Source organism: Vibrio sp. 10N.261.55.C5 (assembly GCF_041470505.1).
GTDB lineage: Bacteria > Pseudomonadota > Gammaproteobacteria > Enterobacterales > Vibrionaceae > Vibrio > Vibrio crassostreae_C.
Map to the genome: position 1 here is coordinate 44,653 of NZ_JBFRMS010000005.1, position 14,262 is coordinate 58,914.

11 protein-coding genes are annotated in these 14,262 nt (G+C 43.5%); 7 read left to right on the plus strand and 4 right to left on the minus strand.

Features of this window, described 5'->3' with window-relative positions; all coding sequences use genetic code 11:
* Window positions 1-10: 10 nt before the first annotated feature.
* Together AB4263_RS01095 and AB4263_RS01100 are read right to left on the minus strand one after the other, a co-directional pair.
* On the minus strand, window positions 11-343 hold the full coding sequence (locus AB4263_RS01095; protein WP_081230277.1) for a hypothetical protein: 333 nt from the start codon (window positions 341-343) through the stop codon (window positions 11-13).
* A gap of 30 nt (window positions 344-373) precedes the next feature.
* Entirely contained in the window at window positions 374-1,543 is a 1,170-nt protein-coding gene (locus tag AB4263_RS01100; protein ID WP_372097217.1) for a DGQHR domain-containing protein, read from the minus strand.
* A 161-nt stretch (window positions 1,544-1,704) separates the two neighbouring features.
* On the opposite strand from AB4263_RS01100, the gene AB4263_RS01105 reads away from it, so the two are divergent.
* The 4 genes from AB4263_RS01105 to AB4263_RS01120 all read left to right on the plus strand — a co-directional run bounded on the left by AB4263_RS01105 (window position 1,705) and on the right by AB4263_RS01120 (window position 7,352).
* Window positions 1,705-5,373, plus strand: a complete 3,669-nt coding sequence (locus tag AB4263_RS01105) for a hypothetical protein (protein WP_372097219.1) — start codon at window positions 1,705-1,707, stop codon at window positions 5,371-5,373.
* Window positions 5,366-5,845: a hypothetical protein gene (locus AB4263_RS01110; RefSeq protein ID WP_372097221.1), complete on the plus strand. Its 480-nt coding sequence runs from the start codon at window positions 5,366-5,368 to the stop codon at window positions 5,843-5,845. Before AB4263_RS01105 ends, AB4263_RS01110 begins: the two co-directional genes overlap by 8 nt.
* A gap of 500 nt (window positions 5,846-6,345) precedes the next feature.
* Complete coding sequence (locus tag AB4263_RS01115; protein WP_372097222.1) at window positions 6,346-6,894, plus strand: hypothetical protein; 549 nt, start codon at window positions 6,346-6,348, stop codon at window positions 6,892-6,894.
* Window positions 6,895-6,902: 8 nt separating this feature from the next.
* Window positions 6,903-7,352 carry a type II toxin-antitoxin system YafO family toxin gene (locus tag AB4263_RS01120; RefSeq protein WP_372042043.1) on the plus strand — a complete coding sequence of 150 codons (450 nt, stop codon included), beginning with the start codon at window positions 6,903-6,905 and terminating at the stop codon, window positions 7,350-7,352.
* 96 nt (window positions 7,353-7,448) lie between these two features.
* Here AB4263_RS01120 and AB4263_RS01125 read toward each other — a convergent pair whose 3' ends face one another.
* On the minus strand, window positions 7,449-7,793 hold the full coding sequence (locus AB4263_RS01125; RefSeq protein ID WP_136987070.1) for a hypothetical protein: 345 nt from the start codon (window positions 7,791-7,793) through the stop codon (window positions 7,449-7,451).
* Window positions 7,794-8,259: 466 nt separating this feature from the next.
* Here AB4263_RS01125 and AB4263_RS01130 point away from each other — a divergent pair, with 466 nt between their 5' ends.
* From AB4263_RS01130 to AB4263_RS01140, 3 genes are all read left to right on the plus strand, one after another.
* A complete protein-coding gene (locus tag AB4263_RS01130; protein ID WP_372097224.1) occupies window positions 8,260-10,668 on the plus strand; it encodes an Ig-like domain-containing protein in 2,409 nt (802 codons plus the stop codon).
* 312 nt (window positions 10,669-10,980) lie between these two features.
* Complete coding sequence (locus AB4263_RS01135; protein WP_102305763.1) at window positions 10,981-11,769, plus strand: serine/threonine-protein kinase; 789 nt, start codon at window positions 10,981-10,983, stop codon at window positions 11,767-11,769.
* Window positions 11,769-12,506, plus strand: a complete 738-nt coding sequence (locus tag AB4263_RS01140) for a PP2C family serine/threonine-protein phosphatase (protein ID WP_102305764.1) — start codon at window positions 11,769-11,771, stop codon at window positions 12,504-12,506. Before AB4263_RS01135 ends, AB4263_RS01140 begins: the two co-directional genes overlap by 1 nt.
* A 68-nt stretch (window positions 12,507-12,574) precedes the next feature.
* On the opposite strand, the gene AB4263_RS01145 is transcribed toward AB4263_RS01140, so the two are convergent.
* Window positions 12,575-13,465, minus strand: coding sequence for an Ig-like domain-containing protein (locus AB4263_RS01145; protein ID WP_372097226.1), 891 nt, complete (start codon window positions 13,463-13,465; stop codon window positions 12,575-12,577).
* Between the last annotated feature and the right edge of the window lie 797 nt (window positions 13,466-14,262).

The following is a 14,262-nucleotide window of genomic DNA, read 5'->3' on the forward strand; positions in this document are numbered from 1 at the left end:
TGCACCTTTTTTATTGGATGGGTATAGCCAGGTTGTCCACGTTTTCATTGAATGAAATGCAGTACAAGCACTGAACTGTCGCCCCATCCAAGTCATCTTCATCAAACAAACTGTCATCAGACAACCATTCGTTTTGCATCGCTTCTGTTATCTCTTTGGCCATAAACACAGCGAGAGTGGCGTTAGGGTATTCCGAAGCAAGGTAAGCCTTAATATGATGCTCTAGCATAGGTTCAATGGAGTGAAGCCATAGGGATTCATTACTTGAATGAGCCATAGTTATAGCAAGTCGAGCTTGAGTCATTGCAGACGGGCAGCGATAGGCTTGTAAATTCAGTTCCATAATCTCTCTCCTTAGCGTTTATTCCAAAGGCTAAATTTCATCACACGGGTAGATACCACAGACTTTGCACAGACGTCGGCCCATCAGTTTCTCTGAACCTTTTTGCATTCTGTATTTCGGCTCTTTAGCATTGTCTAACTGTAGCTTTTGCACAACGTCTGCTTGAGTCCACCAGCTGTCTTTCATGTTGAGTAACGGAAGTGTTTTTAAGCGCTCCAGAGCAGTCCAGTCTGGTGCCGTACCATTAGACATACCTTCTTCGATGATGGAGCGACAAACCCACGCGCATCCGTAGAAATAAATAGCTTTGCTATACATAGGGTCATTCTCAGGATCGCTTTCACCAATTGGCATAGCGTTGAGTACGCTCGTAAGCGCAGGCTTGAGCATGTTGAACAACTGATCTGCCATTTCAGGGTTCTTGGTGAGTAATGCATTTATTTTCGCAGCTGTGGAAGCACTGGCAATGTTTAAGAAATCTTGAAGCTGCTTTAAGATGAAAAGTTGGCCGTTGGTGAGTTTTCCACTTACCGAGATCAGGTCCCATAAGGTGAATTGGTTTACTTCTAAATCCAGAAATCGACGTAATAACCGGCTGTAAGGTTTGCTGCTGTCGAAGTAGAGGTTTTGACTCGTTGTTGGTTTTCTCTGATTGTAGTGATAATCACTGAATAGTTGCTTTATTTGCTCTGTCACTGGCTCCAGTGTGTCGGTATCTGAGACAAGGAATTTCACGCTCAGGGTTTGCGTTGCAAGCTCAGGCATTTCGGTCAATAAAACTTGAAATAGCTCATTGCGGTTTTGACCGTCTGCGATATGCCGATCACAGTCGGCAGGGATCACGGCTTTAATCATCTTACGGTTACCTACAATGATTTCTTCTTCATCCTTAAGGTGGCTTAAACAAATCGCCAGTCCGGGCAATACGGTATTATCGCGGGTTCGAAAGTAGTCTTGGAGCGGTTCGCTGCGTGACTTTTCGAGATCACGTTGACGTTTTAAGTGGGCAGGTATCTTGTCTGAACCTTCTTCATTTTTGAAATGGTCGGCTAACTCTTTGGTCAACAGAATGCCTTCGAGCGTACGAAAGCCATACTTGTTGATCCCTTCTTCACCGACAAAGAACACCACTTCTAGGTCCTTGCCATTGAGCGCATGATTGGGTGTGTATGGTACTTTGAAATCTGTCTTCGCGTTCATAATGTTGTCCTTGCTCACTCGATGTATTATCAGTCTAGGGAGAACAATTACCTCTGTCTAGAAAGTGAAAGAAAAGTCTACCATTAAACGGGGGGAGAAACTTTCAAAATGTCCAATGCACGTTATAGTTAAGGTATACAAGATGACTTAGGTAATCGGATATGACTTTATTAGCATCGACAGCACAAGATGAATTGAACAATCAATTGTATGCCTTACACGTCGGTATCATTAATCGATACAACGAAACAGTGAGTGAAACGCGTAGCCTGATTGAAGCTGATGAAAAGTATATTTGTCATGAAGGCTTAAGTATGGGGAAAGACAGTACATTGGTCGCACTGTGCTTGATTGAAGCGTACAAGCAAAGCATTGCGGAAGGAAAAATCGAATCATCTCGTCCATTGATGATAAGCACCGTTAATCCCGGTGCAGAAGCCCTGCCAATGCAGATGTACAGCGAGTATGCGGCCCCGTTCTTGAAAGCCTATGCGAAGGAGTGTGGTATCAACCTATTCTACGATTGTGTTGCGCCTGACTTTCATGAAGAGTACGCCAATCGTTACTTGTCGGCGCAAAAAGTGATTCAGAACGCGTCTATGTCCGGCGATTGCACTGTCATTTTGAAGCTGATCCCTTCCGAGAAATACATTAAAACGATGTTGAATCGCTTTGAAGGCATGGAAGGCATGGAGCAGTACGCGTCGTCACCGGTGATCTCTTTTTCGGGTTCACGCGCAAAAGATGAAAGTACACGTCGCACTCGAAATATGAAGAAGCAAGGTACTGCTGACAAGACCATCGACGCACTCAAGGCGGAGCTGGTGGACCAAACTGATGTCAGTAAATTTCAACTGTACCAATACGCCCCCATCAGAGATTGGCTAACCTCAGAGGTATTTACTGCACTAGAGTTAGCCGGAAAGAAGCCGCTCACTAAAAATTTACTGGGTGTCCATAATGCCATTCCTGCCTTTTTGCCGGACTTTGCTTTACTGTTAGCGATTTATGGAAATGCCGCGCAAGAAGCGTGTGAAATCTCAGTGGGACAAAAGCACGGGGCTGGATGTTCAGGGAAAGCTCGATATGGGTGTTTGATCTGTACCCAAGTTGGCACCATTGATAAAACACAAACCAGTTTGGCTAAACAAGACCGTTGGAATATTCTAGGTCAAGAGGAAGCCTTACGTTTGCGTGATTACATGTTCCGTTTATCTGCGAACATGAGAGCTCGTGCTCTACATGCGAAAGGATATGACAGTGTAGGCTATGGCAGAATTGCGCTTCAACCCAACGTCTTAAAGCCGCGCTACTTGGAGAAGTTAGTCAGACTTTTTGCCCAATTATCAATTCTTTCACAGCAAAGGGCTGCAGAATTTCGTCAACTTGTGGCCGAAGGCAAAGAGCACACACATCCCGGCATCATAGAAATCCAAAATGATGTGACATTGAACGCGAAAGCGAGACGCGGCTATTTGGCCATGTATAAAGCCCAAGCGGTGAAAGCACAAATCAACCTCTTTTCTGAACGACACGCTGTATACCTAAGCTACCGATGGGGCATTGACGGAATAGCGAGCCTGCCATTTAGACCGCTTGCCATTTGGCGTGATCTTCACCTCCGTCCTGAGTCTTGGGTCCCATTTCCGAAAACCAATGCCGAGTGGGAAGCGGAAACAGGAAAGGTTATCAAGTTAGTCGACCCAGAGTATCCACTCCCTGAAGCCGTCATGATGCCTGTGTTCAAAAAAGAGGAACCGAACCATTATGTGGCCAACCACCGTGCGCTGCTGTCGTATTGGCGACGTCCGATTGATACCTCGGATATCACTAACGAAGCAGGCTTCAACAATTGCACGCTTGAGCGTAATCCCCAACACAATACGCCAGTCAAAGTGGAAATGTCGGTTTCACATTCATTCAATGACACGCAAGTTGACGATGGCCAGTATCAGGTGAGTGCAAACATCAAAGGTGAAGTGCATCTGGTCGATATCGGGTCTGTTACCTTTGGTACGCCCGAAATGGGGAAGGTACGCATTGACGGAAAATTGGTATCGAAGTCTTTTGAGTCAGAGTATCTATCTACCACGTTCACTGAGTTGGCCACTAATCGCATCAACAATGTAATGGAAGCGATCTCCGATAAATTAGTTCAACGTGAGTTCGTAAGCTTACAATCTGCCCAGCAATTCGTGAACAAAGCCCTCGCTACTGAGTTTCCTTCAAAGAAACCGACTTTACTTACTCAGTCTATCCCGTATTTAAAAAGTGCGGTGCTAGGTGTGGCGTATAACGAGAAACCGAGAAAGGTGTCAGCAAAAGCCCATTTCACAAAGCGAGTAGTACGAACTCAAAATGGTAAGCTTACGAAATCGAATACCCGCGTTAAATTCTATCCATTGTCAGTAGATTCGCGCTTACATCTTGCCCATGCCAATAAGTTAAATGGCCTTAATGTTGACTTTGGGTATGCATATGAAAAAGAAGTTAGCGTGCAAACTGAGCTCATTAACTGCCATGGAGAGCTGGTGGATGGTGCAAAAATCGCCGTCACCGAACAGTCCATAGAGATGTTTAAGAGACTGGGTGGCTTTGAACGTGCATTGGATGTACATGATTCACATTTAGCTCGTGCGCTCCGTCATCGTGGCCCAGTAAGAAAGTTTATATCAACGTGTCCAGCTGAAATGTTGAATACGATGGGGGGCGTGGTCGTGTCACCTTCATATATCGCTAAGTACCGTGAACTTCTCAAGCGTACTCAATTGTTCGCAGAACTCGGCGCTTTGGACTATCAATCAATGTCTGTTGAGGAAATCCAAAAACAGCCTTGGGCTATTACCATGAAGCAACACAGGATGGATAAAGTGGGTGTACTTCGTGTTGTGCGTGAACTAAGAAATAAGCAAAGGAAGCAGGTAAAGGCGGCTTTGCATGCGGGAACGCCACATCAAGAGTCACTGCTTCAGGTTCAACAGTTGTTTAATCTTGCTCACCAATATGTGGAAGAAGGGTTTGATACGTTATCTACATCGATATTTAACGTCCAGTTTAATACTCACGAGATTAGTCACACTCAAAGGGCAGCGGCATACAAAGCATGGTTACTGCTCAATCAAGATGCGCTGTCTTCATTTAATGAATTGCAACGCATGGCGCTGACCCCATCGCAAAGGAACCATCTTTGTGTGGATGCGTCTTTTCTAACACGCCTTGCTACTGTTACAGAAAAAGCAATGAGCGAACTGAGTAAAACTGCCATAGGAGTTGTTCAAAAGTGGCAGCCGATGGTTCAAGCGGTTCAGTCAATACGCGATAAAATTGAAATCGCAGAGAAGTCAGGTGTAGACGAAACACAAAACCGCGATCATCACCTTGAGATGTATAAACTAGCGATTACTCAATATCATCCACAGTCAGCTGGTGCGTTATTTGAACCGTCAGCGTCTCACCTACGACCTAATCTAACGAATCTCAAGTTGATGCTAGAAAAGCAGCTTGAGAAAATGCACAATGCAACCGAGTGGTATACTGACTTAGCACATAGCATTTCAGTTGAGAGCGCGACCTTGAAGAGCAAAGCGGTGTCTAAAGTCGATCTCTCAACCCGTCTTACCTATTGTGCAAACTTATCAACCGCTCCTACAAACAAGCCTGTAGCACAGTCACTCGAAGTGCCAGTCATTGTGAATGATAATCTGGTGTTGGAGAGAGTGTTGGAGACTAAGCCAACAGCCAAGCCGGTCAAGCGGGCTGCAAAGAAATCGAACGCTCTAGAAAGCATGCTTGCTTACCAATCGAAACAAGAGGTCCTGGGACATGTCTAGCTATCAAATGGAAAATGATATCGCCTTGGTAGCGAACGTCGGTCATATTTCGATTACTCGTCTCAAAAATTGGTGCAAGACTTCACCTGAAAAAGCCATGCTGTTTGATACAGCGTGTACAGCTATTGAGTTACAACCGGAGACATATAAAGCGGTTCTGCAAAACGCGGTGAGTCTATCAATATCGAATCACCATGAGACTCATAGCCTTTTAGGGATACCATACAAGGTTGAGCGTCTGAGTGGGTTTGCTGTGCCTGTTAATACGCTAAGACGCTGGATGACGGACAATCCTCATACCTATATAGCCGCAGTTATCGGCATACAGCAATTGATCATTCGCCAGCATTGCGATGCCACTGTCTCCCAAAAACTGTACAAAAAAATTGGTTTATCTTTTTCAGAGCAGTGCAGTCTCTTCGTGGCCAATGCTGACGCGGTTGGTAAGCTGATTAAGGGATTGAAACTATAACGACATCGTTTAAATAGATTTAGCGCCCATTTAATGGCGAGGTTCCATCGCTATTTTGGAAACTTTTATGTGCCACCAGCCACTCAAACGAATTTACAAAACACTCACAGAAATTCAGAGACATTGAAGAAGGTTAACGGTAATATGTGATCCTAATCACACTTATTGTATAATGTTAGACTTGCTTTAAGACGATATCCCTTTGATTTTCCCTAAACTATCCCTAGAACCGCTCTGAATCGCTTCCTAAAGCGTAATGATGGTTTGGGTTAAATCTGCGATGTCATTATTGCAACTGTTGCACTAAACGCTACCTGCGCAACATATGGGCATGAGTGGTGTGATATTAATCATTATGGGCTGATTGTTAGCAATATTGAATGGTTGTAATCTGGCTTTGGACATGGATAATTCCCGTCCCGTGAAATGAGCTAGGTTTATCACCTCTCTATAATTACTCCTATAATGTTTTTGAGGTCACAATGAAGAAGAGGCTAATTATGAGTGCAAGTATTCTTGCTGCGCTCGGTGGCAATGCCAGTGCGTCAATGGGCGATACTGTTGCTAAAGCTATGGATCTTCGTCTAGAGACAATTGAGTGTAAAGATAACCAACGCCAAGTTTCGGCTGAAAGCTTAGAAATGGCTATGTCTATCATTGCAAAACTCAACACTCAAACTAAACAGCTTAGAGAAGTTTACAGTGAGATTGAGCAATCAGATGTACCTGAGAGCTATTTTGATAAAGTAACTATCGATGAGCTGGTGGTCGCAGACGGTTATATCCGTGGTTTTGAGATGATTCTTAAAGCGCAACACGAAAGCCTAAGTCGTCGTGCAACGGCGTATGAGCAACCAGCGGTTGAAACAGCAAAACAAATTCGTAAGGCTACAGCGAAGCTACGCCGTGCCGTTGGTGATTTAATGTCGATCGAACGCCAACTCCAAGTGGCTTCGATTGGTAAATATGAGACTAGCTTTGAGATGACTTCTGATAAAGTTGCAAAACTCAAAGCGGCGACACAAGCGACTGTCTCTAATTATCACTAGGGGAACGCATGAAAAACGTCACCCCATCCCCTCGATTTGAACAAGAAATCAAAGCACAAGGTTTCAATGACGTTGAAGCTTTGTGCAAAGATATCTCCCTTCACTTAAGTTACGACGATGATCTATCGGTTCAATATCTTGGCCGTGTTGCAAGTCTAGCCTATCCGACAGACGCTGAAGATGCAGGGTTGGGGCATATCCACTTGTGGGACCCGAGCAGTCCATGGTTTGACAGCGCCAAACAAGGCAAATGGAATCGAGCACGACGTCAATTCGATAGAACGAGTGACACTTGCATTGTGTATTCTAGTCATTGGGAAAATGAAGACGAAATCCTTTTACTTGGTGTAGCAAATCCTTGCCACACAGATAAGGCGAAAGGTAAATTCTCAAAGCTTTTTGATAACAATTTCATGGAATATTTTCTAGAGGAAGGGTTGAAGTTCAACGACCTGTAATCCCCCTGCCAGCTCAACATCAGCTGGCATTCATTCTATTTGGTATACCACCAATCCTTCGTGTTCATTGAACAACAAAGAGCGCCCCCTTGTTAGTTATACTTCGATTTTCAATTGTTTGTTGCGGTTCCTAGCTTTGAAATTAACCGTTTCAGAGATTTCAATAACGACCTCATCACAACGTTCATTGTGTAGTCTTGCTGGTGGAAATTTGATGGGCTTTCCTATGTTCTCAAGATACTGAAATGTATCATTTTTTATCTCAATCGCCTGTTCTGCAATAGAAGGTGAATGAACCACACCGTTACGTAGAATTTCTTCCGTTTCGCAAACCCCCAAATCAAAAGCCTCTATCAACATGCTTGCTGTTTCCCATGTTATTTCTCCGACTTCTGCCGCAGCAATCCAAGTCGAGTGATATCGAAGTATAGTTTTTTTCATATTGAGTAAAGTAATTGGTCAATCTTCCATACTGACAACGATGGAGATGGAATATATTCCTGTAGTACTGTCTGTCATTGTCGGAATTAATGTCTTTATGTTTATCCTAAAGTTTGAGCGTAAGCCTATAGACTCACAAACTACTGGGTCAAAGCCCGTTACCAGTACGACGACTGACACTGACTGATCTCGAAGCCCATCCGATTAAGTTAAACGTACAATACACCTTCTCTACCTCGAAAATGAATGGCGAGACTGACGGCGTTGGTCTTTCTTGTCATTCATTTAACCAAGCCTAGCGCGGTAGCCAATCTTCTCCCTTTACCTTCAGTTACGTAAAATAATCACTGAAAATCATGCCATTAATTTGAATTTCTATGTACCACAGAAGATAACATCGGTGAGATGGCCGATGCCTTTGTTTCGACCATAGACCGCATGGCTGACTTTGAAAGGTACAGAGAAAATGAAGACCACACTAAAGCTCTCCTTAATGACAATGATTTTAGGGCTAACGAATGTTCCAATCGCTTCGGCTGCGCTAGAACAAGTTTCATTTACCGATACGAGTGGCAACCCTAAAAGCGTCGATGGCCGTGAATTGAACATGGTCAACATAAGAGACACGCTGACCCTTAAGATTTCATCTGGTTTGGATAGAAAAATTCAGGTTCGACTGCAACATGGTTCAGGTCTAGTTGAAAGTCAGTTGACCGCTGTCATAAATATCCATGATCGACTGAACATAGACGGCAAGGATTTCTACGGTAAGGAAGTGGTTCTCAGCAAGGTGCCTCAAAACGAAGGGGAGTACACCGTTGTTGTGGAATACCTAGATTTATCCAATGCAGTCGTCTCAACGGAATCTTATACATTTGTGCAAGACACGATTAAGCCGGTGATCAGTGGGCAGTTCGTTCACATTCTCAATGCATATTATGGTCACATCGATAATTTTGGGAACACAGGGACAACGAAGCAGCTTGAAGTGAGTGACATTAGTGACAACAACGGCATCTCACGAGCCAGATATTGGGTTAAGCAACCAGATGGTTCCAAGAAATACAAAGACGTTGAATATAATCTAGAAAGAAAAACCGTGATTGTGGCGGGGTCTATCGCGGCCACCACTGGTGCGGGACTTGTCCCTGCGCCCGGATATTACCAATTTGGAATCGATGTTTATGATACATCAGGTAATGTAAGTACCCTTGCTCGATCGTCACATATGGACTTTACTTGCCCAGACACCAGCTCCAATAAGATTGAAGTACGTAACGCGCAATCTGGCGTTTGGGAATCGTACTACTCAGGTATGACGATATACAGCAACCCAGTCTCGATTAGATATGGCCGCTTACTCTCACAATTTGCTACTAATGACTCCCCTTATGGTTGGAAGAAACTCAATCATATGGTCAGCAACACAGACTCTACGTATGCGTATTACCAGCCGACCATTAACTACCCTCAAATGTACAGCTACTTCCATTTTTATACGGAATCGGGTCATTACTGTTCGACTTATCGATATCGTGATTTGAATTTCAACCTCGCTGCGGGGGTTGATATGGCACCGAAATTTACGGGGGTGTGGCACAAAACCAATTTATCAAGTGAGTGGATCACCAATGACAGACCGAAAACGAATGTTCCCTATACAATCAATGCCGTGCGAGTATTCGTTGAGCCACGTAGTTATCGACAAAAGCTCACCATAACCGCTGGCGGCTCATGCTACGTGAACCCCGGCGTGACATCATGCGACATCAGTACGAACTATATTTACGCCACAGGGCGCGGTTATATCCCATATTCTATCTATACCGCTAAAGAAGACGGCTCGATGAACATTCACGGCGGTTACTTATATACATATTGGGATTACAATCCAATCGCCATTCGCTCTATTCATTATGATCGAGCCGCACAAAAAATTACGATGCAAACGTATGATGCCGATACTGTTTTTGATTGGCGGTCTTCCATGTGGCGATATAGCTCCATTTCGGCAACGGCCAACATTGGAGCCGGTCCACAAGACATCCCTGTCTCTCATACAAATCAGATCGACTTGCAGACATACGATTTCAGCTTCGATGTGTCTGCTCTAGATGTTGAAATGAATGTGCCTTTTGTATTTAAAGTCATTGACTCGTATGGCAACGAAACCAACCGCGTTGAAACGTTCACGATTGATACTGTGAAGCCCAAGATACAGGTTATGTATTCAGGCGAAGCATTACCCGAGGTGTTGAGTGATATACGTGATCTTGAAATCCATTTGGAAGATTTCAGTGAGGCTGTGCCGACTAGTGTGCAACTGTTGGGATCTGATGCTGAAGAGAATGTCTATCTGGCGGTGCTATCTCATGGTGATGGGCTGTTTCGTGTAGCGAAGCCCAAAATATTCCCCACGCTCAATTATGATGAAGGAGAAAGGTACAAGCTAATTATTACCGCTGAAGATGAGCAGAAGAACGTACAAAACAAAGAAATATCCTTTGGATATGAGCCAGATAACCTGATTGTTGTTGAGGCACAACCTTACGTACCTGCAAACCAAGCTTTGTATGATGTTTCATCAAATGCACTGGCTCGAATTTACACCGAAGATCCGCTCATAATTGAAGGTGGGCAACGTGCAACTGGTCCACAAACAGCGGAAATCAGTAACCGTAAGGATTCGGACTTCGCTATCTCGATTGTGGCGGATACGGGTATTGTGAATGTGTTACCAGGCGAAACCAAAGCGGTGATGGTAGATCTTGGGCCTGCAGGTGACCTCTTGGAAGTTGAAGTGTTTCCGTCTGAGCGAATGGAAGGTACGGCTCAATTTATGTTCTCTATACCGTCCCTCAGTACTATTTACTGACGATTAACAGGGCGAAGCGATTAGATATTCTCACGCGCCTTTACCGCCCCTGTTCATGCTTATGTGAACAGGGGCTTCTTCGTAATAACCGTTGATGATTTATGTTTCTGAGATATGCCTAAATGTGGGAGAGTACTAATGTCTCATACCAAGCAGAAATTATCCGAAATCAAAAAAGCGGATATCACTGCTGTAAGGTGAACTATGTAATCTCGCCCTCTTATTTAAAATGTTGTATTCTCACGGCAACTATATGATTTGTATATTAATAAACCTGTCAATAATTGATGGACAACGTTTTGAGGTCTATTCGTGTTATCTATCGCGAACTATAAATTTACAACTGTTGAACCTTTAGGCGAAGGCGGTTTTGGCTTTGTCGAAAAAATCGAGCTTGTCAGAAACTACAAAGAAGGTGAACAACCTAATCAATATGCGCGTAAGGTTTTGGCTCCAAAGAACGATCTTAAAATGTTTAAAGAACGATTTAAGCGTGAGGTTTTCAGTCAGAATAAATGTGAACACAAGTATGTCGTTGATATCTACCTCGCAGATCTAGACTGTGATTCACCTTACTTTATTATGGAACTTGCAGATTGTGACTTGGCGGATCTCATTAAAGCAAATGAACTAAGTGAGCAAGACAAACTCGATGTCATGATTATGACGTGTAAAGGTTTACAACATATTCATAGTAAAGGTTACCTACATAGAGACATCAAGCCATTTAATATTCTGAAGTTTTCACATGATAAGTACATACAATTGAACGGTGAGGTAACACCAGATGTCTTCTATAAGATTTCAGACTTTGGTTTAATTCGAAAAACCGATCCTGACCCAACATCTGAGGTTCTAACTTCTTTCGGAACCATTCTTGGTACTACGAGATACTGTGCTCCAGAATTGATGTACTCAGGCATCTACACGCATCAAACGGATATTTTTGCTTTAGGTAGAGTGTTTGAAGAGTTGGACGTTCAAGATAAACATTTGCAGAAAATAATTGCAAAATGTGCTGATTTCCAAGCACGCACTCGATATACGAATATTGATCTCGTTTTGGAAGATATAACCAACGTTGTTGAGGTTGTCGAATAATGCTAAAGCTAAAGGAATGTAGTAGTTTCACTCATGCTAAATCTGATAAAAGAGTAAACCAAGATTCGATCCTTACCCCCACTAGGTGTGATGATGGTTTTCTTTTTGCAGTGGCCGATGGAGTTGGTTCTTACAAGGGCTCTGATTTAGCTTCAATGGCTGCTGTTGAGTATTTAGAGAAGTCTCATCTGTCCAAGGCTCGTTTACTTTCTCCAGATTTATTCGAAGGTATCTTAACGAACGTTAAAGTGCTGTCTAACTATGACCCTGAATATGAAGTGGCTTCAACAACACTTACTTATGCATACGTAAATTCAACCGAAATAATAATTGGTCATATTGGCGATTGTCGAGCTTACGTAAAGCAAGGAAACAAGTTGGTCCAACTAACTAAAGATCATACTCAGCATCAAATGTTGATCGATCAGAAGTTATATACGAAGGCCCAATTGAAAAACGCAACAGGGAAAAACCTAATCACAACAGCTATATCTCAAGTTGTACCAATGAAACCTGAGTTTTTCAGCTTTAAAGTTTCTGATTACGTTGATGACCTACAGAATTTAACTATTTATCTGATGAGTGATGGCGCACATGCGTACTGGGAGGAAAACCCTAGATTCTCACCGAACACCATGAAAAATGTCACAAAATTATCTAACAGCTTATTACGTCGTATTGAACGGAAAGGCGCAAAAGACGATTATACGCTCGTTGCATGTACATTTTCTGTTTAGTTAAACAATTAAAGGAGCGTCAAGCTCCTTTTTTATTACGAACGTACTGCTCTGGACGCACCAGTACCTCAATCGATATACGCTGAACTGAGTTGCGGCAAATTAAACAGAAAATCGGCTTGTCCATTGTTGTTATCTGAAACCGGATAGACTTCGACATATAGGGGGTCACCATTGCCTAAGTCGATTACGATGTCCTTCGTTTCTCCCGGAGTGACTTCAACCCAACCGTTTTTAGTTTGAATTCGAATAGGGAAGTCCGAGGAGGCATTGTTGGTGATTTCACCCTGCTGGTCACCCGTGGCCAACATACTGTTTTCGAGTGTGAGTGCTCGCTCTGTCAGGATGATCGCCATTGGTTTACCATTTGATAAATACAGCGGTGTATTACTTTGCGACGCTAAATAGTCAATGGTGTCCATGACAATCAAGTTTTCGGGCTTGTAACTGAAACTTCTGAGTATTGAGTTGGTATTACTAAATTCGTCTGCAGCAACGACCGATAACGAATAGATTTCATTTTCATCAAGCGTGGGGAAGAGTTTAGGTAATTCGAGTTGATAGGTTTGGCTGTTTACTGTTTCTTCAATAAGTGAGTATCCAAGCTGATAGTCAATGTCATAACGAGAACCACGTAATGAGACAGTAATGTCATTGATGCTAGAGCTGTCAGAAACGGTAAAGGTCACTTTTCTCAAATCGGTCACCTGATCTGATAAAGTGCTTCCATCATAACCCATGAGTATCGATGGAGCGGTCTTGTCACTGACGTAAGTGACGGCATGTTTACGAGTGTCTGGACCGTGGCGCTCTCTTGCATAGACGTAGACTTCATGAGTCCCCTCTGGTAGCTCGGTTAGATTATATTGGCCTTCAAAAGTCGTGCTGTTGACCGTTGAGTTAAATCGCGAGACATTGAGCTTGTTTCCATCGGCATCTTGCAGTTCATATCTATCCATGTAAATCCTATTTTGGTAGCACGTATGGCATGTAAGCTCGACGCGAACCGATAAGACCTTGGTATCTTCATTAAATGAGGTTTCCTCTACAGATGGATAGTACCTATCATTGTATGATCCAACGGGGTACGTAGGGTTACTCGATAAAGTCTGGTCTTCACTACGTACAGTGAAGCTACTGTGATAATAAGCCGATCCACCAGCTGTCATTGTCCAAGGTGAGCTTAGGATAACATCACATACATCTTGCCCTGTCGGAACCGAACATGAATGCCCTGCGTGATAGGCAATTTGAGGATAACTTCTAGCATTTACAAAAAGTCGTATGCGTTCGATCTGTACTGGCAGTTCATCATTGTACACACGTCGACTCCATGACCCCCAATCTTGTGTATCCGAATAATAGTATTGCCCATATCTCGGGACAGGAGTTTGTCGGGCGCTATCTGAGAGTGTTACACTATAAAGACTTGGCCCAGTCACATTCCGGTAATGCGCTTGGTTTCGCCATGATATACCGATGGCTCCAGCGGGTGAGGTATCGACAAAATATATAAACCCGTCACCTCTGTCTGTGTATACGGCGTTAGCTCCAGAAGCCCAGATTCCCCCCGCATTGTCGAAGCTCCCAGAATCATCGCGAAAATTCCAATCTGCTACACGGTATAAGACCGTTACGGGATTGGTATCTACCTCCATGTCGCGCACATAAGGTTGAAACCCGGTTAATCCGCCAATTACATTGCTACTCCCTGGAACCAAGACACCAACAGCCTCTGATGTTTGCAAACTAACTT

What these genes read in the sequence shown, in the direction of transcription:
- AB4263_RS01095 (WP_081230277.1), bottom strand. Translation starts at nt 343, where the DNA reads ATGGAACTGAATTTACAAGCCTATCGCTGCCCGTCTGCAATGACTCAA.
- AB4263_RS01100 (WP_372097217.1), bottom strand. Translation starts at nt 1,543, where the DNA reads ATGAACGCGAAGACAGATTTCAAAGTACCATACACACCCAATCATGCG.
- AB4263_RS01105 (WP_372097219.1), top strand. Translation starts at nt 1,705, where the DNA reads ATGACTTTATTAGCATCGACAGCACAAGATGAATTGAACAATCAATTG.
- AB4263_RS01110 (WP_372097221.1), top strand. Translation starts at nt 5,366, where the DNA reads ATGTCTAGCTATCAAATGGAAAATGATATCGCCTTGGTAGCGAACGTC.
- AB4263_RS01115 (WP_372097222.1), top strand. Translation starts at nt 6,346, where the DNA reads ATGAGTGCAAGTATTCTTGCTGCGCTCGGTGGCAATGCCAGTGCGTCA.
- AB4263_RS01120 (WP_372042043.1), top strand. Translation starts at nt 6,903, where the DNA reads ATGAAAAACGTCACCCCATCCCCTCGATTTGAACAAGAAATCAAAGCA.
- AB4263_RS01125 (WP_136987070.1), bottom strand. Translation starts at nt 7,793, where the DNA reads ATGAAAAAAACTATACTTCGATATCACTCGACTTGGATTGCTGCGGCA.
- AB4263_RS01130 (WP_372097224.1), top strand. Translation starts at nt 8,260, where the DNA reads ATGAAGACCACACTAAAGCTCTCCTTAATGACAATGATTTTAGGGCTA.
- AB4263_RS01140 (WP_102305764.1), top strand. Translation starts at nt 11,769, where the DNA reads ATGCTAAAGCTAAAGGAATGTAGTAGTTTCACTCATGCTAAATCTGAT.
- AB4263_RS01145 (WP_372097226.1), bottom strand. Translation starts at nt 13,465, where the DNA reads ATGGATAGATATGAACTGCAAGATGCCGATGGAAACAAGCTCAATGTC.